Raw genomic sequence first — 17,777 nt, 5'->3', positions numbered from 1 at the left:
ACACGATGGACGAAACCATTTTTCGTTCAGATCAATTTCCCGAATTCTGCTCTGCCTCAATCTCGCGCCATTTGGCGACATTGCGATTGTGCTCCTGCAAGGTTTCGGCAAATGCATGGCCGCCCGTGCCATCGGCAACGAAGAACACGAAATTCGTGTCATCCGGCGCAACAGCAGCTTCAAGGCTGGCCAAGCCCGGATTGGCAATCGGCGTCGGCGGCAAACCGTCTATCTGATAGGTGTTCCATGGGGTTGGTCGGTTCAGCTCGCTGCGGCGCAGCCCGCGCCCTAACGTGCCTTGCCCTTTGGTGACGCCATAGATGACGGTCGGGTCCGTCTGCAACCGCATCCCCTGTTTCAGCCGGTTCACAAAAACACTGGCCACTTGCCCGCGCTCTTCCGGAACTCCGGTTTCCTTTTCGATGATCGACGCAAGGATCAGCATTTCTTCGGGATATTGCAGCGGCAACCCGTCCTGACGGCTTTCCCAAACGGCATTGATCCGCAATTGTTGCTTGTCCTGCATCGCCTGCAAAATGTCGGTACGGTCCTGGCCCGCCACAACATCGTAACTGTCAGGCGCCAGCATCCCTTCGGCCGGGATCTCGGTCACCTCACCTGTCAAAGCGTCGAACGCCTTCAACGCCTGGACCACCTGCCACGAGGTCACACCTTCGGCCAGCGACACGCGGTAACGGGTGTCCGCCTCGTTGCGTTTCTCGGTATAGGCCTCAGGCACCTCGTCTTCCAAGGGATCGAACGACGCGATTTCGACGAAATCCAGGGTCGCAGGGTTCAACTCACGCACACGGGTCTGAGCACGCGTCACACCGATACGATACTCAATCTCGGATCCACAGGTGCTGGCACCACTGCTGGTAATTTCGTCGATGATCTGCTCCATCGACGCGCCTTCCCGCACCAGGAAGCTGCCGGCTTTCAACTGCTGTGCCCGATCCGTGTAATCGGCGGCCATCCGAAAGATCGTGGCACTGCGGATGGCGCCCTGCTCTTCCAGTTCCTGACTGACACGTGTCATGTTCGATCCGCTTCTGACCTGAAGGCAGATCGCGGTTTCAAGCGGGCCTTCGGCCTTGTACTGGGTCTGCCCCCAAAGGATCAGTCCACCCATCAGGAACAGGCCGACCACCAGAATGGTCAGCGCGTTCGAAGCAATGGCCCGCCACATTTAGTTGGCCTTTCCGAAGATCACGCTGGCATTGGTGCCGCCAAACCCGAACGAGTTCGACAGGGCCACGTTGATCTCGCGCTCACGCTTGGCGTTCGGGGCCAGATCAATCGGTGTCTCCACCGCGGGGTTGTCCAGGTTGATCGTCGGAGGTGCGACCTGATCGCGGATCGCCAGAATCGAGAAGATTGCCTCGATCGCCCCCGCTGCACCCAAAAGGTGCCCGGTTGCCGATTTGGTCGACGTCATGGTGGCGTTCGCGGCGTGGTCTCCCAGCAGACGTTCGACCGCACCCAGTTCGATCGTATCCGCCATGGTCGAGGTGCCATGGGCGTTGATGTAATCCAGGTCCTTCGGCTCCAGCCCCGCGCTGCGCAACGCGGCTTTCATCGAACGTTCTGCCCCGTCACCATCCTCGGACGGTGCCGTGATGTGATATGCGTCGCCCGACATGCCATAGCCCAGCACCTCGGCGTAGATCTTCGCACCGCGGGCCTTCGCGTGTTCATACTCTTCCAGGATGACGATGCCCGCACCTTCGCCCATGACGAATCCGTCGCGGTCAACGTCATAGGGTCGGCTAGCCGCCTTTGGGTTGTCTGCATATTTGGTCGACAACGCCTTGCATGCGTTGAACCCGGCGATGCCGATTTCGCAGATGCAACCTTCGCCGCCACCTGCAACCATGACGTCTGCATCCCCTGCGCGAATGATACGGCTGGCGTCACCGATTGCATGGGCACCGGTGGAACACGCCGTCACGACCGAATGGTTCGGCCCCTTGAAGCCATGCCGGATCGACACCTGACCTGATGCCAGGTTGATCAGAGCGCCCGGAATAAAGAACGGTGAAACCCGGCGCGGGCCCTTGTCGCGGATCAGATTGGCTGTATTCGCGATCGAACCCAACCCCCCGATGCCAGAACCGATCAGAACACCTGTTCGCAGGCGGTCCTCTTCATCTTCCGGCAACCAGTTCGCATCCTTGCAGGCCATTTCTGCGGCTGCGATGGAATACAGGATAAAGTCCTCAATCTTGCGCTGCTCTTTCGGCGGCATCCAGTCATCGGGATTGAAGGTCCCGTCGGTTCCATCCCCGCGGGGCACCTCACAGGCGTAGGTCGTGGCGACACCACTGCCTTCCGCATCAAAATGCGTGATGGGACCAGCGCCGGACTCTCCGTCCAGCAGCCGCGACCAGGTTTCCTCGACCCCGCTGGCCAAAGGAGTGACCAATCCAAGACCGGTTACAACGACTCTGCGCATGAAGTGCCTCTTGCCTGCTTCCTGTTATGAGAACCGCTCTTACCCCGGCCCGGGGTGCGGGGGCAAGAGCAACGGCGATTTCAGGCGGGCTTCCCGCCGCCGGGCAACCGAAGCAGTACCTCTGTGGGTTACGGAAATCGGTGCCCGCCCTTTCACGGATCTAGTTGAAAGGGCGAAGCGTATTTATTGGAACTGTGCCACCGGCTCATGCGCCGATTTTGCCATTTCCAGTGCATCCGTCAGGTCAAGTGTCTTTCGAAACAGTGCACGTCCCACGATTGCACCCGAGATATTGGGAATATAGGCCAGCCGCGAGATGTCATCCGCGGTACGTACAACCCCGCTCGCTATCACAGGGGTGCGCGAATGGCTGGCAAGTCCCGAGATCAGGCCAAGCTGAGCCTCGACGTCCTCCATATCGCTGTCGATATCCGTCACCACGATAGCAGCAAATGGCGCTCCTTCGAATGCGTCGATAAACGCTTCGGGCGTGAATACGCTTTGGCTGCGCCAGCCATCCGTCATTACATAACCTTGCCAGACATCGACCGACAGCACGATTTGATCCGGGTAGAGCGTGGCCAATTCCTTGACCAGTTTCGGCTCGCGCGCTGCCAGCGTCCCGATCACGACGCGACCGACGCCCTTGTCGATCCAGCGTTCGACCTGTTCGCGGGTCCGCATACCCCCCGCCAACTGAATCGGGATTTCGGCCGCGCGGATAATCTCTTCAATCAATTCGACGTTGGTATCCTTGCCTTCGATCGCGTCGAAATCAGTCAGATGCATCCATTCGGCACCCGCTTCCGCCCAGCTTCGCGCTGTTTCGACTGGGTTTACATGCCAAATCATAGCGTTGTCCAAACGACCTTTGTCCAACGTGACACACCGGCCGTTCTGCAATTCCATAGTGGGGTATATCCTCATGAGCTCGGTCCTCCGCTCAATCGCTCTGAAAATCCCCGGAAGCATACACCTTGAACGCCCTCCCAATATCACCGGGATCGGCACAGTTTGGCCATTTTGCGGCATAGTGTCGAAGTGGCGGATTTACGCGAGCGCCGGTGGCCCGTTGCGCCGAAGCAAATGCACCGGGGTTTCATTATACACCCCTTCCCGCATCAATACATAGCCCAGCTTTTTGGCAAGTTTCTGCGACGAGGCGTTGGACGCATTCACCATCGCAACCAAAGGCCCGGGAATCACCCGGTCAAACCAGTCATGCGCTGCCTTGGCCGCCTCATACCCCAGGCCCTGCCCCTGCGCCTCGGGCGCCAGAACCCAGCCCGCCTCGGGAAAGCCGTCGAAATCATCGCCCATCTGACGGTTTCCGTAAAAGAAACCGGCCTGTCCGATCAGCTTTCGATTCGATTGTTGCAGCACACCCCATTGTCCAAACCCGGCCATGTGCCAATGCCCGGCATTGCGCAAAAAGGAATCCCATGCCTCTCCGCGCGATCGGGGTGAGCCGCCAATATGCTGAACGACGCACGGATCCCCCCAGATCTCGGCGAACCGGTCAAAGTCCTCCGGGCGCATGGCACACAGCGTCAAACGCGCGGTATTTATCATGGGAGTGGATCTTATCATGCCCTGTCCACTTTGAATTTTGCCTCAATGGAAACAGTGCGCATCCGAAAATGCACGCGCAAGCATGAATTTTGAGCGGGCACAAAAAAACGGCGCCTCCGTTGCTCGGAAGCGCCGCTTTTGATCAGAAGGAAACGCTTAGGACGCTTCGCTGATGAATTTGACCGCGTCGCCGAAGGTCTGGATGGTCTCGGCTGCGTCATCGGGGATTTCGATGCCGAACTCTTCTTCGAAGGCCATGACCAGTTCAACGGTGTCCAGGCTGTCTGCGCCCAGATCATCGATGAAAGACGCGTTTTCCGCGACTTTATCTTCTTCAACACCCAGGTGCTCAACAACGATCTTCTTAACGCGATCTGCGACGTCGCTCATGTCTATTCCTCATTCCTTTACAGGGCGGTCTGCCCAATTCTGCCCTTGCCCGCACGGGTTGGCTTTGATTTGCCCGTTTCGGGCGGTTTGGGTCCCGGCGAACCGGGAAGTCGAAGGCCGACCTGAACAACCGACCCCGCATAGATGCGCCGCCTATAGCATAGTCGACGCAAGAGGCAAACGCTTTCGCGCTGCCCCTGTGGCGATCACAACATGGCCATACCACCGTTCACATGCAAGGTGCTTCCGGTAACATAACCCGCTTCGGGGCTGGCAAGATACAGAACAGCCGCTGCAATTTCTTCGGGTTCACCCATGCGGCCCGCCGGAACCTTGAGCAACAGACCCTTTTTCTGCTCCTCGGTCAGCTTCTCGGTCATTGCAGTCGTTATAAAACCCGGTGCCACGGCATTAACGGTAATTCCGCGCGTTGCCACTTCGTGAGCCAAAGCCTTGGAAAACCCTATTATCCCGGCTTTTGACGCAGCATAGTTGGCCTGCCCCGGGTTGCCAATTGCGGCCACCACGGACGAGACATTCACGATCCGGCCCCAGCGTGACTTCATCATGCCGCGGATCACACCTTTGCATAGTTTCATCGTCGAGGTCATGTTCACGTCTATCACGCTCTGCCATTCCTCGTCGGACATGCGCATGAACAGGTTGTCGCGCGTGATACCCGCATTGTTCACCAGGATATCCACCGATCCCATCGCCTCGACCGCTTGCTTTGGCAACGCTTCTACGGCTTCCGGATCGCTCAGATTGCAAGGCAGCACATGCGCGCGTTCGCCCAGTTCGTCTGCCAGAGCCTGCAATGGTTCGACTCGTGTACCGGACAATCCGACCGCTGCGCCAGCACCGTGCAACGCACGTGCAATGTCGCCTCCGATACCGCCCGAAGCACCGGTGATCAGCGCATTTTTACCTGTCAAATCAAACATTCGGTTTTCCTCTTGGTGCGTCGGCCACGACGCTTTTTGAGCTTACGATTCGGCCTGAATGGCCTTTTGAACATCTTCCGGTGTGCCCACAGCCTTGCCTGCAATGGCACGATCGATCTTGCGGATCATGCCGGACAAGGCTTTGCCAGCACCGATTTCCCACGTTTCAGTCACGCCCTGCGCGGCCATGAACTGAACGCTTTCACGCCAGCGAACCGACCCCGTCACCTGTTCCACCAGCAACTGACGTATCAGATCCGGATCACTGACGGCTTCGGCGCGCACATTGGCCACCAAAGGCACGGAAGGCGCCTTAATCTCGACGGCAGCAAGCGCTTCCGCCATGACATCTGCCGCAGGCTGCATCAGCGCACAGTGAAATGGAGCACTTACAGGCAACATAACAGCACGTTTTGCGCCTTTTTCTTTGGCAATCTCGGCGGCACGCTCGACAGCGGCCTTGGAACCGGACACAACGACCTGGGTTGGATCATTGTCATTGGCAGCCTGACAGACCTGCCCCTGCGCGGCTTCCTCTGCAACGGCGCGCACCACCTCCAGGTCCAATCCAAGAATGGCCGCCATTGCGCCCTCGCCCACCGGTACGGCACTTTGCATCGCAAGACCGCGGGTGCGCAGCAAGCGCGCGGTGTCCGCAACCGACAAAGCCCCCGCAGCCGCAAGGGCCGAGTATTCACCTAAGGAATGACCCGCCACGAAAGCCGCCTGACCAACCGAAACGCCTTCGGCTTCCAGCGCACGCATTGCCGCCATGGATGTCGCCATAAGAGCAGGCTGGGCGTTCTGAGTCAGCGTCAAGTCGGCGATGTCGCCTTCCCAGATCACGCTGCTCAGCTTCTCTCCCAGTGCCTCGTCCACCTCATCGAAGACGGCCTGCGCCGCCGGATAGGCATCGGCCAGTGCTTTGCCCATGCCGATGGTCTGGGCGCCCTGCCCCGGAAAAACGAACGCGAGTGTCATTGCAACCTCATGGATGATGTCAGGTTGCGGCGGGGTGTAAACTGACTGATCGTCTGGCACAAGCATTGCCTGTGTTCTGCATTCTGGCACCTTGGGTGTGCACAAGCGCTTACTTGTGCCGACTTCCGATAACCTTAACTTGGGCGCAGCACAGAATCTCGGAGCGTTGCACCCATGGCCTCGACCAATTCCTTCTCAAGTTACGGAAGTGTCGCAAAGACGTTTCACTGGCTCACCGCGTTGCTGATCTTCACGGCCCTGCCGCTCGGCTGGATCGCGGACAACCTGGCCCACGCCGTATTGCATGCCTCCACAGCCCCAAGCGAGGCCGAAATCGCACGCGCGGCGCGCATGTTCTCATTGCACAAAACCGTAGGCGTCACCGTGTTCTTCGTTGCTTTGGCTCGGACAATGTGGGCCTTCACGCAAACCAAGCCCGGCCTGCTGAATGCCGACAACAAGCCCGAGGCTTTTGCCGCCGAAACTGTCCACTGGCTTCTCTATGGGTCACTGGTGCTTGTGCCACTGACCGGTTGGGTGCACCACGCCGCAACCGAAGGGTTTGCTCCAATCCTCTGGCCCTTCGGCCAAAACCTGCCTTTTGTACCGAAATCAACCATTGTGGCCGAGGTGACAGGCGTTCTGCATTGGCTGTTCATGTGGACGCTCGTCGGCGCGCTGGTCCTGCATGTTGCCGGAGCGTTGAAGCATCACGTCATAGACAAAGACAGCACGTTGCGCAGGATGTTGCCGGGTGGGTCAGATGCACCGGAGCCTCCACACCAGCATCATTCCCTTGTGCCCGCCGTCGCCGCAGTGGCCGTTTGGGCGCTTGTCCTCACCGGCGGCTGGGTCTCTGGCGAATTTGCGCGTGAGGCCGACGATGATGACGCCGACGTCCAACTGGCCGAGGTGCAATCAGACTGGCAGGTTCAGAACGGCACCTTGTCCATTACGATCTCGCAATTGGGCAGCCCGGTCACCGGCTCGTTTTCCGACTGGACAGCCGCAATTGCTTTTGACGACCCGGCCGAGCCTGGCCCGGCCGGGTCCGTCGAGGTCACGATCGCAATAGGTTCTCTCAGCCTCGGAACCGTAACCGAACAGGCCATGGGTGCGGATTTCTTCAACAACGCCCAGTTTCCGACGGCCCAGTTCGCGGCTGACCTTTTCAAAACCGAAAGCGGATATGAGGCACGCGGACCACTGACAATCCGCGACAAGACGATCGATATCATACTACCGTTTTCACTGGACCTTCAGGACGACACCGCGACCATGACAGGCTCGGTTGATCTGAACAGGTTAGATTTCGGCATCGGCGCATCGCAGCCCACCGAGGATTCGCTTGGCTTCACCGTCACAGTCGCTGTGGAACTTACTGCGTCCCGCAGTCAGTGATGCCAAAAAATACCGCCGGCGACAGGATCACCGGCGGTTTTCGTGTTCGCTGTCTTGCGCTTATTCGGCTTTTTGCGCTTCGACCGAGATCTGCACCTGCACTTCGTCACTGACAAACGGTGCGAACTGGCCCAGATCAAATTCACTGCGGACAAGGGTCGTGGTGGCGTCGAAACCGGCCCATGGCTTGTTCGCCATTGGATGGGTATCAACCTTGTTCAGTTTGGCATCCAGAACAACGGAATTGGTCACGCCGTTCATGGTGAGGTCGCCGGTGATCTTGGCAGTGTTTTCACCGGTCACTTCGATACCCGTCGAGGTAAAGGTGATCAGGTCGCCCTCGGTCGCACCAAAGAAATCCTCGGTCATGAAGTGATCTTCACGCGGCTTCCAACCGGTGAACATCTCCAATACCGGCATCGACACGCTCACGCTGGAAGCGGCGGGATTTTCCTGATCAAACATGATCTCGCCCTCAAAGCCCGAGAACATGCCGGTTGTGGTTGAAAAGCCCAGGTGGTCATAGCTGAAGACAACCTGGCTGTGGCTCGGGTCCAGCACGTATTTCTCGGCGCTGGCGAATGCCGTGGTCGCCGATACGGCCAGTGCAGCAGCAAGAAGGGTGGATTTCATAACAATCTCCGCGTTTTTTGTGAATGCAAACCGTCAGGGTTGCTCACAAACAAAATGTGCCGCCTGTCGGCGGCACACAACCTTTTTCGAGTCACAACATCTGTTCCTTTTTGAACAGAATAAAGTTCAGCCGAAAATTGTTACGCTCTTGCTCAGTTGCCCTTTCAACGCTCGGCTGACATCCGCCGATTCAAGGGGCAGCTTCATCAAAAGGCTCCCATCTACATCAAACAAGTGGACTTCGTTTTCTTCAAAACGTGCACCACCCAGCGATTCATAGCTGCGGCGCAGCACCGTCTGAGGGCGTCCGTCTTCGTTCTTTTGCAGAACACGGACTTCGCGGCGGATCGGGTCGAAATAGGCATCCGGGCGCTGATCAAGAACTTCGATCGTCAGCAAACTGACACCGACGATCAGAAACAGCATGGATGCCACCATCTTGATCGGCCAGACATCTGCACCCACGATCGAACCTGGCATCAGCCACATCGAAAACGCCGAAAAGATCAAGAACGCTCCGACCAACCGCGCCAGGATCAAACGGGCCTTCCAGTTTGGCGCGAAGGCAATCATTACCGGCACCGAATGCTCAAAGCGCGAGCCCGCCGCCTCTTCCCGGTATGTGTTTGTATTGGTCGCGGTCATAACACTTCACCTTTTATCAGGTTACTGTCGAATTTCTGTTTGGTCCGGGTAACGTCCGGTATGCAAAACAACTTTGAGCCGAAAAGCGTCAGCATTTGGGCGGCCCAAAGGAAATTGGGCGGCGTCTCAAAGGCATATGTGGCGGGGCTTGCTCCTGCGGTTCAAACGTGTATACGGGGCCATCCTTCGCAATCAGATGAATCGCGCAGCCTCTCGTGGCAGGGTCGCGAAGGACCGGATGGCCCCGCCTATGAAATGCGCCTTGACATAAACAGGAGTGCACATGCCACTGTATGAGCATGTAATGATCGCGCGTCAGGATCTGTCCAACGCGCAGGCGGAAAGCCTCGTCGAACATTTCGGCACCGTTCTGGCTGACAACGGCGGCAAGCTGGTTGATAGCGAGTACTGGGGCGTCAAGACGATGGCCTACAAGATCAACAAGAACCGCAAGGGCCACTACGCCTTCCTGAAAACCGACGCGCCCTCGGGTGCGGTTCAGGAAATGGAACGCCTGATGCGCCTGCATGATGACGTCATGCGCGTGCTGACCATCAAGGTTGACGGTCACGAAGACGGCCCGTCGGTTCAGATGCAGAAGCGTGACGAACGTGGCGACCGCCGCGAGCGTCGTTGATCACCGCCTGAGGAAAGGACACTAAACCATGGCCGCAAAACCATTTTTCCGCCGTCGTAAGGTCTGCCCGTTCTCGGGTGAGAACGCGCCGAAAATCGACTACAAGGACACCCGTCTGCTGCAGCGCTACATCTCTGAGCGCGGCAAGATTGTTCCTTCGCGCATCACCGCCGTTTCGGCGAAAAAGCAGCGTGAACTGGCTCGTGCTATCAAGCGCGCCCGCTTCCTCGCCCTGCTGCCCTACGCCGTGAAGTAAGGAGAGACTGAGATGCAAGTTATCCTTCTGGAACGCGTTGCGAAACTGGGTCAGATGGGCGACGTCGTTGACGTCAAGCCCGGCTACGCCCGCAACTTCCTGCTGCCCCAAGGCAAAGCCCTGAGCGCATCCGAGTCGAACATCGCCTCGTTCGAAGCTCAGAAAGCGCAGCTGGAAGCCCGCAACCTGGAAACCAAGAAAGAAGCTGAAGCTCTGGCTGAAAAGCTGGACGGACAGCAGTTCATCGTGATTCGCTCGGCATCGGATGCTGGCGCTCTGTACGGCTCGGTCACCCCGCGTGACGCCGCAGAGGCTGCAACCGAAGCTGGTTTCACCGTCGACAAAAAGCAGGTTGTTCTGGTCAATCCGATCAAGGAACTGGGCCTGCACTCGGTTGCAGTCAAGCTGCACCCCGAAGTCGAAGTTGAAATCAAGATGAACGTGGCGCGTTCGGAAGAAGAAGCCGAACTTCAGGCCTCGGGCAAATCGATCCAGGAACTGGCCGCCGAAGAAGAAGCAGCCGCTGAATTCGAGATCGCCGAACTGTTCGACGACATCGGCTCGGCCGCATCCGAGGACGAAGAGCTGGCTGCGGAAGCCGCTCCTGCCGAGGAAGACGAAGCCAAAGCCTGATCCGGCAAGGTTTCAAGCAAAACAAAGGCCGTGCTTCAGCGCGGCCTTTTTTCTTGTCTCCGAGCCAAACCAGCAAATTTTAGCCCAACTCCATCCATAATCTTGCAGCCAAATACTCAGGCCATATCATTGCAACTCGAAACCCTGGAGAAACGTATGCCCCTGTTCACCCGTCGCAATCTCATGGCACTCTTACTGACAGCCCCGTTGGTTGCCTGCGGTGCAGGAGAAGTATCCAAGGCGGAGACACAACAATTCAATCCTCCGCTCTATCCAAACGAAACGCCGGAACTTCGCGCGTCGATCAACAAATGGGCGGACCACTACGAGCTTCCGCGAGAGCTTGTTCACAAGCTTGCTATTCGTGAAAGCACGCATCGCCCCTGGGCGGTCAACCGACCCTATTATGGGTTGTTGCAAATCCTTCCGGCCACCGCACGATCCATGGGATACACCGGAAACGCCAAAGGCTTGTTGGACGCGGACACCAACCTTGAGTTCGCCGGGAAATACCTTCGTGGCGCCTGGCTTTTGTCTGATGGCAACCAGGATCGGGCCATATTTCTTTATGCCAAGGGCTTTTACCCCGAAGCCAAAGCGCGCGGATTGTTGGTGGAAACTGGGCTGAAACCCGCCAACTGACGGTGATTAGCGTCAGAAAGCCGCGTGAAATTAGCACTTTTTGCCGAATAGTGACAAAAATGTTCTATTGAATGTCTCATTATTTGGAATTGCGCAGACAATTAGTACCTCGCCTTGTCATGTTTAGGAAAGTATGGTGTTCTGGCTCGGTGAGGTAAACGGGTTCCACTCTGTGTTATATGCATGCTCGACGACACCATCGGGCTGTAAGATGGGCCGCAGCTGGTAGGCACCACATGGAAATTGTCGATCTGAGCACTCTGCCGGATTCAGAAGTTCGATACACCGAATTTCTAAGGCAAATCTGTGAGAAGCATGATATGGATCATGCTGCTTATGCTGGCATGAACCCTGCTGCCGGCACGGTTGCCGGCTTTGTTACCTATGACGACGCCTGGAATGAACACTACCAAAACCAGGGTCTGATCATGATTGATCCGACCATCCATATGGCCCGCCGCAGCATCGCGCCAGTGGATTGGAGCCGACTTGAGCGCAGCCCCGACTTCCAACGTGTATTCCGGGATGCCCATGATTTTGGATTGCCAAACCAAGGCGTTACAATTCCCGTGCGCGGTCCCTACGGAGATATCGGCCTGCTGAGCGCAACGCGCAATTGCAGCAAAGAGGAATGGCGCAAGCTATACACGCATGTCATCAGTGACTTGCAATCGATGGCAGTGCACATCCATGACAATGTGGTTTCCTCAGACGAATTGACCAGCGCGCTGTATCATCCAACACTTTCCAGACGTGAGACAGAGATCTTGCAGTGGGTTGCGGCAGGGAAATCGCAACAGGACATCGGCGATATTTTGTCCATTTCACACCGAACCGTAGAAGTGCACTTGCGTTCCAGTCGAGAAAAGCTTAGTGCGCTGACCACCCCTCAGGCCGTTGGCCGGGCGATTGCAATTGGGCTTATTACCCCAAGTTAAACAAAAAAAACGCAAAATTTCGCCAAAATACGGGAAACCCCCAATAGAAAAATCCCCTGTGTCCGGTAACGTCTAAGTTACCGAACAACCACTCGAAGGGGGAAGAAATGATCATCGTGGTAGATGGCCTGAACAGACATATGTTCAGCGAAGTTCTTGATGAAATGTTCGAGTTGAGAGCAAGAGTTTTTGGCGAACGCCTGGGATGGGACGTCAACATTGAAGATGGCAAAGAGATCGACGAGTTCGATCACCTGGACCCGGCATATGTAATCGGACTCGACGATGAGGGGAATGTCGTCGCAGCCGTGCGTGCCCTCCAGACCACCGGACCACACATGTTGTCGGATGTCTTCTCGGCTATCCTTTGCGGCGAAGCACCACTTCGCAGTGCGACCATGTGGGAATCTACCCGCTTCTGCGTCGACACGCAACGGCTCACGCGTGGCAAAGAAAAGAACTCGGTCTCCTACGCGACTTGCGAGTTGATGATCGGATCTTTGGAATATGCGAAAAATGCAGGTATTCAGGACATCATCACCGTGATTGATCCGGTTATGGATAGGGTGTTGAAGCGTTCGAATTGCGCGCCTTACGACTATGTCGGTAAGACAGTTCCAATGGGTAAGGTTCACGCATTGGCCGCTCTGCTGGACTGCACCGAAGAACGCATCGCCGGCCTGCGTGAATTTGCGGGCATTCACGACGACGTCTTTATGGACGAAGAAGAAGCGTTAGCTCTGTTCGCCGCTAAGAAAGCCGCAGCACAGAACCCCGCGAACCAGGATCACAAACCACTCACCGATCTCGAGAAATATTTTGTGGAACAGATGAGCGCCGCAAAAACAGAAGCTGAACGGCAGGATGTCCTCAAGCTGATCGAAGCGCTCACGGATACGTTCACGCCAGAGCAAAGAACCGCTCTTTTGGAAACCCCCCGTGCTTTTGCTCATGAGGCCTGACCCCCTCACCTCATAGATACAAAAGCCACCCATGCGGAGCCGTCTGATTGCAGGCGGCTCCGTTTTTTGTCCCTTCTTCTGACGAAGGGAAGGAAGAGGATTACTCCTCTTCCAAAGCGTCAACGGCTTTCTTAAGGTCATCTTTGCTGACTTCCTTGTCAGTGACCTGAGCCAGCTCCAAAACGTAATCCACAACCTTGTCTTCAAAGATCGGCGCGCGCAGCTGCTGTTGCATCTGTGCGTTCTGTTGAACGAACTCGAAGAACTGACGTTCCTGACCCGGGTACTGACGTGCCTGGTTCATGATCGCCTGCGTCATCTCGGCGTCGGTAACTTCAACCTCGGCCTTCTGGCCCAGTTCAGCCAGCAACAGGCCCAGACGCACGCGGCGCTCGGCCAGCTTGGTGTGCTCGTCCGTGGGCTCGATCGGGTCATGGTCGTGGCCCTCGACTTCTGGGTTTTCTTCGTGCCACAGTTGATGCGCAATCTGCTTGGCTTCGGCTTCAACCAGCGACGGCGGTAGATCGAATGACACCTTCTCGTCCAGTGCATCCAGCAAAGCGCGCTTGATCACGGCGCGCGATGCACCTGTATATTCAGCTTCCAGGCGCTCTGCGATCTGGCTTTTCAGGGCTTCAAGATCTTCGGCACCGAATTTTTTAGCCAGTTCGTCGTTGACTTCCGCAGCAACCGGTTCTTTGACTTCCTTGATGGTGCAGGTGAAAACTGCGTCTTTGCCCGCCAGATGCTCGGCGCCGTACTCTTCAGGGAACGTGACGTTGACGTCTTTTACTTCTTCGGCTTTCACGCCAACCAGTTGCTCTTCGAAGCCGGGGATGAAGCTGTTCGAGCCCAGAACCAGCGGGTAATCCTCTGCCGAACCACCTTCGAATTCTTCGCCGTCAACCTTACCGACGAAATCGAACACGATCTGGTCGCCGTCCTTGGCTTTTGACCCCTTGCGGCGCGCTTTGAAATCCTGAGCGGTTTCCGCCAGATTGTTAAGAGCTTCCTCGACGGCTGCTTCATCAGCCTTGACGATCAGCTTTTCCAACTCGACCGATTTCAGATCAACTTCCGGGATCGCTGGCAGCGCCTCGTAAGACATGGCGACTTCTACGTCATCGCCTTCTTTCCAGTCCTCATTGGTCATCTTGACCTCGGGCTGAAGCGCGGGGCGATCACCGCTGTCTTCAAAATGCTTGTTCATGGCGCCGTCGATGGTTTCCTGCATCGCCTCGCCCAACAGGCGCTGGCCGAACTGCTTTTTCAGCAGCGCCATCGGCACCTTGCCTTTGCGGAAACCTTTCATTTCGATTTCCGGCTGCGCTTCGGTCAGCTTTTCATTGACCTTCTCGTCCAGCTCGGCTGCTGACACAACGATGTTGTAGCCACGTTTCAGACCTTCGTTCAGCGTCTCGGTAACCTGCATTATGGTAGTCCCCATAGGATTCGGGGCGCGCAAAAAGGGCGCGCCGGGCAAATTTGAAGCCTTCTATTTGCCCTGCCGCCCGCGTGCAAGGGGCAAAGGCTGAATCCAGTGGTATTTGATCGCCAAAACCGCAAAAAAGAACGCCCCGGAAACCGGGGCGTTCGCGCTTGTTCCAGCCAGACAATCAGAACTTCCAGCGTGCGCCCAGAACCCATGCTTCGTTGTTGTCAAAGGATGTGCCGTCATCGAAATCGTGGTTGCGGTATTTCAGATAAACATCCGTGTTGATCGGCTCGACTTTCTGCACGACCGCGATACCCCATGCTTTGGTGTCAGAACCGTTGCTCTGGAAATCCGAGCCATCATAATAGTCGATACCGACGCCGGTCTTGCCCCAGGACACCCAGTTGCCTTCGTACGAGATCTTACCATACCAATAGTTCGGATCCGTGGCACCGGCCAGATCATCGTCGCGCGTACCGCCCGCAATCGTAAAGCCCAGGCCGCTGGGAAGCAGGACAGAAGCAGAACCGATCGTATCTTTGCGATCCCCCGAATTGTTATCCCGGTCTCTTACCGAATAGGCAACGGCTGCAGCGAATTCCACACCACCGGCAAAGGTGTTTTCATAAAACAGGCCGACATCGTAGTAATCGTCATCGTCGCTGCTGGACAAAATGTTCTGACCATATGCGAATCCGGCGGAAAAACCGTTGAACGACGGCGTATCATACCGCACACGACCACGCCGCGCGCCGTCAAAGTTGCTGGAACTGTCACCAACCGTAATACCGCTCAGCATACCGGTCGTGTCCCGATAGAAGAACCCTGCATTTTCATCGTTGGTAAACGAATACAGCGCGGTTCCGACATATGACAGATCAACCTCTGCGGCGCCATCAGCGACCATGCTGCCCTGACCTGCCGAAAACTTGCCGTAGCCACCTTTCAGCGAAAAATCCACATGGCGAATGTCTTCGCGATTCCAACCATCTGCGTTGGTTCCGAATTGATCGGCAGACGCCGAACCCGGCAGGCCAAGGCCTGATTCAAACCAAAATTGGAATTCGTTGCTTCCATATGGCTGCACAAGACGCAGGCCAACACGGCTGTTCGACAGATCGTTGTCGAGAACACGGGTCTCGGTATCCTGTCCGTCATCCACCGAGATCAAGGCGGGGTGCAGTTGTCCATACAGCAGCACATATCCGCCACTATTGTTTTCGTATTTCATTTCCGCCACAGCCGGGATGGCGGTCGTCGCAGTCAGAACAGCGGCTACTGATATCGGTTTGATGTTAAGGGTCATTTCACTCACCATGAAAGGTTCGGGGTTCAGGTACTGTCCAATTGTTTACGAACTGCGCGCGTTCCAGTGGCCCGCATTCACTCCCTCGCAAGAATTGCAAATTCGCAACATGGCATATCGAAAAATTGGTTATTTTTCATTTATTTCATACAGTTACGAATCCATTCGAAGATCCAAAGCACAGTGTGCAAATAAATTGTGACGTCCAGCCATGCATCTGGCAAACATTCGGTCTGCACTGATGTGAACCTTGACGGCGAATTTCCGCCGACTCACCGGAAATTGAGCCGTTCCACGCCCAACAAACTCAAATATTCAACTTTCTGAAAACCTCCGGCACCTGTTCCGGCAAATCTTCCGCGATCAAACCCGGCCCGAACTGGCGCGCACACTCCACATGCAGCCACGCCGCAGTTTCCGCCGCCTGCATTGGTGCCAAACCTCGCGCCAACAAACCTGCGATGAACCCGGCCAGCACATCGCCAGACCCGGCCGTCGCCAACCATGGGGCCGCTCTTTCGTATACGGCCGAGTTGACCACGCACCGTCCATTCGGCGCAGCGATCACCGTGTCCGGGCCCTTGAACAGAACCACGCACCCAGCCCGCTTTGTGGCAGCACGCGTCGCATCCACCTTGGAAAACGCCGGGCCGTTGGCCGGTTGCGCGTTCATTTGCGCGGCAATGTCAGGGAACAACCTTGCAAATTCCCCGCCATGCGGTGTCAGTACGCATTTGTCGTGCAATCGCGCGATCAGGGCGCCGGGATCCTCGGCAAAAGCTGACAAAGCATCCGCATCCAACACGGTCGCCCGCCGTGCAGCGAGGACAATCGGCACCAGCGCCCGCGCCCGCTCGAATCCCAGCGCAGGCCCAAGGCAGAGTGCATTCAGGCGCGTATCCTCAAGTATTTCAGGCAATCCATCAGCCCCATCAACCCGCTGCAACATGAGAGCCGTGATCTGGCTGGCCACCTCCATCTGCGCAGACGGCGGCACGCCCAGCGTCACCAGCCCCGCTCCAACCCGCAAAGCCCCCCGCGCCGCCAAACGCGCGGCCCCTGTTTTGCCCGCCCCCCCAGACAGGATCAAAGCATGACCATGTGAGTATTTGTGGCCAACCGAAACTTTCGAAAGCTTCACCCCGTCAGCCTCGGTCGTGTGAACGATCTGACCGTCTTCCAGTGTTTCAAGCCCGATCGACTTGGTTCGGACCGTCCCGCAGGTCACCGGACCATCGCACAGAACATGCCCAAGCTTCTTGCTGTGAAACGTCACCGTCATATCCGCAACAATCGCCTGACCAAGAATGCGACCACTGTCGGCGCACAAGCCGCTTGGCGCGTCAATTGAAACGACCTTTACGCCTCGATCTCGCAGCAGGTCTATGACCGGCGCATTGGCCAACATGGAAAACGCCCCTGCAAATGGCCGGGTGAGACCCGTGCCAAAAACCCCGTCGACAACCAGATCAATGCTCTTTGGAAACCCAAGAAAATCATCCGCCAACGGGGCGGAGTCGACAGCGAAGACGCGAACCTCGTTCTTTGCCCCCCATTTCTCATAATTCACCCGCGCATCCGGAGGCAGCTTTTCCGGGTCTCCACAAAGGAACACCTCAACCTCCCACCCCTGCTTCTGCAAAAGCCGCGCCACGACAAACCCGTCACCCCCATTGTTGCCCGGTCCGCACAGCACCACTGCGCGCAGCGGATCCTCTTCATCTGGCCCTAAATATCCCGGGGAGCGCGAGGGGCTGGCCCCTCGCCTGTCCAACACGGGCCATTCTTCGAAAATCGCGTCAACAACACCCCGCCCGGCCCGCTCCATCAGCTCCAGACCGGTCACGTCACCAGACTTGATGGCGGCCTGCTCAATGGCCCGCATCTGTGCCGCTGTCAGCAATTCCATCCTTTCACCCCTTGCTCGATTCAATTTTGATTACTTTT

19 protein-coding genes are annotated in these 17,777 nt (G+C 56.8%); 7 read left to right on the top strand and 12 right to left on the bottom strand.

The genetic code is table 11. From position 1 onward, the window contains the following. Positions 1 to 31: 31 nt before the first annotated feature. From mltG to fabD, 7 genes are all read right to left on the bottom strand, one after another. Entirely contained in the window at positions 32 to 1,189 is a 1,158-nt protein-coding gene (gene mltG, locus GOW31_RS02380) for an endolytic transglycosylase MltG (RefSeq protein ID WP_171167626.1), read from the bottom strand. Then, complete coding sequence (gene fabF, locus GOW31_RS02375; protein ID WP_171115377.1) at positions 1,190 to 2,455, bottom strand: beta-ketoacyl-ACP synthase II; 1,266 nt, start codon at positions 2,453 to 2,455, stop codon at positions 1,190 to 1,192. A 183-nt stretch (positions 2,456 to 2,638) separates the two neighbouring features. Continuing rightward, the gene (locus GOW31_RS02370; RefSeq protein WP_171167624.1) at positions 2,639 to 3,382 is read right to left on the bottom strand and encodes a HisA/HisF-related TIM barrel protein; all 744 of its coding nucleotides are present in this window, start codon (positions 3,380 to 3,382) and stop codon (positions 2,639 to 2,641) included. 123 nt (positions 3,383 to 3,505) lie between these two features. After that, on the bottom strand, positions 3,506 to 4,045 hold the full coding sequence (locus GOW31_RS02365; protein WP_171167622.1) for a GNAT family N-acetyltransferase: 540 nt from the start codon (positions 4,043 to 4,045) through the stop codon (positions 3,506 to 3,508). 138 nt (positions 4,046 to 4,183) lie between these two features. After that, on the bottom strand, positions 4,184 to 4,417 hold the full coding sequence (locus GOW31_RS02360; RefSeq protein ID WP_008756330.1) for an acyl carrier protein: 234 nt from the start codon (positions 4,415 to 4,417) through the stop codon (positions 4,184 to 4,186). Between the two features lie 206 nt (positions 4,418 to 4,623). Beyond that, entirely contained in the window at positions 4,624 to 5,361 is a 738-nt protein-coding gene (gene fabG, locus GOW31_RS02355; protein WP_171115373.1) for a 3-oxoacyl-[acyl-carrier-protein] reductase, read from the bottom strand. A 42-nt stretch (positions 5,362 to 5,403) separates the two neighbouring features. After that, complete coding sequence (gene fabD / locus GOW31_RS02350) at positions 5,404 to 6,342, bottom strand: ACP S-malonyltransferase (RefSeq protein WP_171167620.1); 939 nt, start codon at positions 6,340 to 6,342, stop codon at positions 5,404 to 5,406. Between the two features lie 174 nt (positions 6,343 to 6,516). Here fabD and GOW31_RS02345 point away from each other — a divergent pair, with 174 nt between their 5' ends. Further along, positions 6,517 to 7,743, top strand: a complete 1,227-nt coding sequence (locus tag GOW31_RS02345) for a cytochrome b/b6 domain-containing protein (protein WP_171167618.1) — start codon at positions 6,517 to 6,519, stop codon at positions 7,741 to 7,743. A 60-nt stretch (positions 7,744 to 7,803) separates the two neighbouring features. Here GOW31_RS02345 and GOW31_RS02340 read toward each other — a convergent pair whose 3' ends face one another. Together GOW31_RS02340 and GOW31_RS02335 are read right to left on the bottom strand one after the other, a co-directional pair. Then, on the bottom strand, positions 7,804 to 8,376 hold the full coding sequence (locus GOW31_RS02340; protein WP_171167617.1) for a YceI family protein: 573 nt from the start codon (positions 8,374 to 8,376) through the stop codon (positions 7,804 to 7,806). A 126-nt stretch (positions 8,377 to 8,502) separates the two neighbouring features. Further along, on the bottom strand, positions 8,503 to 9,021 hold the full coding sequence (locus GOW31_RS02335; protein ID WP_171167615.1) for a hypothetical protein: 519 nt from the start codon (positions 9,019 to 9,021) through the stop codon (positions 8,503 to 8,505). Between the two features lie 283 nt (positions 9,022 to 9,304). Here GOW31_RS02335 and rpsF point away from each other — a divergent pair, with 283 nt between their 5' ends. From rpsF to GOW31_RS02305, 6 genes are all read left to right on the top strand, one after another. Further along, positions 9,305 to 9,658 (top strand): 30S ribosomal protein S6, encoded by a 354-nt coding sequence (gene rpsF, locus GOW31_RS02330; RefSeq protein WP_152458335.1) that lies wholly within the window; start codon positions 9,305 to 9,307, stop codon positions 9,656 to 9,658. A gap of 28 nt (positions 9,659 to 9,686) precedes the next feature. Beyond that, a complete protein-coding gene (gene rpsR, locus GOW31_RS02325) occupies positions 9,687 to 9,914 on the top strand; it encodes a 30S ribosomal protein S18 (RefSeq protein WP_005608650.1) in 228 nt (75 codons plus the stop codon). Positions 9,915 to 9,926: 12 nt separating this feature from the next. Further along, the gene (gene rplI / locus GOW31_RS02320; protein ID WP_171167613.1) at positions 9,927 to 10,547 is read left to right on the top strand and encodes a 50S ribosomal protein L9; all 621 of its coding nucleotides are present in this window, start codon (positions 9,927 to 9,929) and stop codon (positions 10,545 to 10,547) included. A 156-nt stretch (positions 10,548 to 10,703) separates the two neighbouring features. Continuing rightward, positions 10,704 to 11,189, top strand: a complete 486-nt coding sequence (locus GOW31_RS02315; RefSeq protein ID WP_171167611.1) for a lytic transglycosylase domain-containing protein — start codon at positions 10,704 to 10,706, stop codon at positions 11,187 to 11,189. A 236-nt stretch (positions 11,190 to 11,425) separates the two neighbouring features. Further along, positions 11,426 to 12,127: an autoinducer binding domain-containing protein gene (locus GOW31_RS02310; RefSeq protein WP_152458337.1), complete on the top strand. Its 702-nt coding sequence runs from the start codon at positions 11,426 to 11,428 to the stop codon at positions 12,125 to 12,127. Between the two features lie 107 nt (positions 12,128 to 12,234). After that, positions 12,235 to 13,089 carry an acyl-homoserine-lactone synthase gene (locus GOW31_RS02305; RefSeq protein ID WP_171115359.1) on the top strand — a complete coding sequence of 285 codons (855 nt, stop codon included), beginning with the start codon at positions 12,235 to 12,237 and terminating at the stop codon, positions 13,087 to 13,089. 100 nt (positions 13,090 to 13,189) lie between these two features. Here the strand turns inward: GOW31_RS02305 and tig are convergent, their stop codons facing one another. The 3 genes from tig to GOW31_RS02290 form a co-directional block, all read right to left on the bottom strand. Further along, positions 13,190 to 14,521, bottom strand: coding sequence for a trigger factor (tig, locus tag GOW31_RS02300; protein WP_171168639.1), 1,332 nt, complete (start codon positions 14,519 to 14,521; stop codon positions 13,190 to 13,192). A 184-nt stretch (positions 14,522 to 14,705) separates the two neighbouring features. Further along, positions 14,706 to 15,830 (bottom strand): porin, encoded by a 1,125-nt coding sequence (locus tag GOW31_RS02295; protein WP_171115355.1) that lies wholly within the window; start codon positions 15,828 to 15,830, stop codon positions 14,706 to 14,708. Between the two features lie 307 nt (positions 15,831 to 16,137). After that, on the bottom strand, positions 16,138 to 17,739 hold the full coding sequence (locus GOW31_RS02290) for an NAD(P)H-hydrate dehydratase (RefSeq protein ID WP_171167609.1): 1,602 nt from the start codon (positions 17,737 to 17,739) through the stop codon (positions 16,138 to 16,140). Positions 17,740 to 17,777 lie beyond the last annotated feature (38 nt).

The organism is Ruegeria sp. HKCCA0370 (assembly GCF_013033705.1).
Lineage (GTDB): Bacteria > Pseudomonadota > Alphaproteobacteria > Rhodobacterales > Rhodobacteraceae > Ruegeria.
Note: the sequence above shows the minus strand (reverse complement) of the source record. Positions and strands in the feature narration are given on the sequence as shown.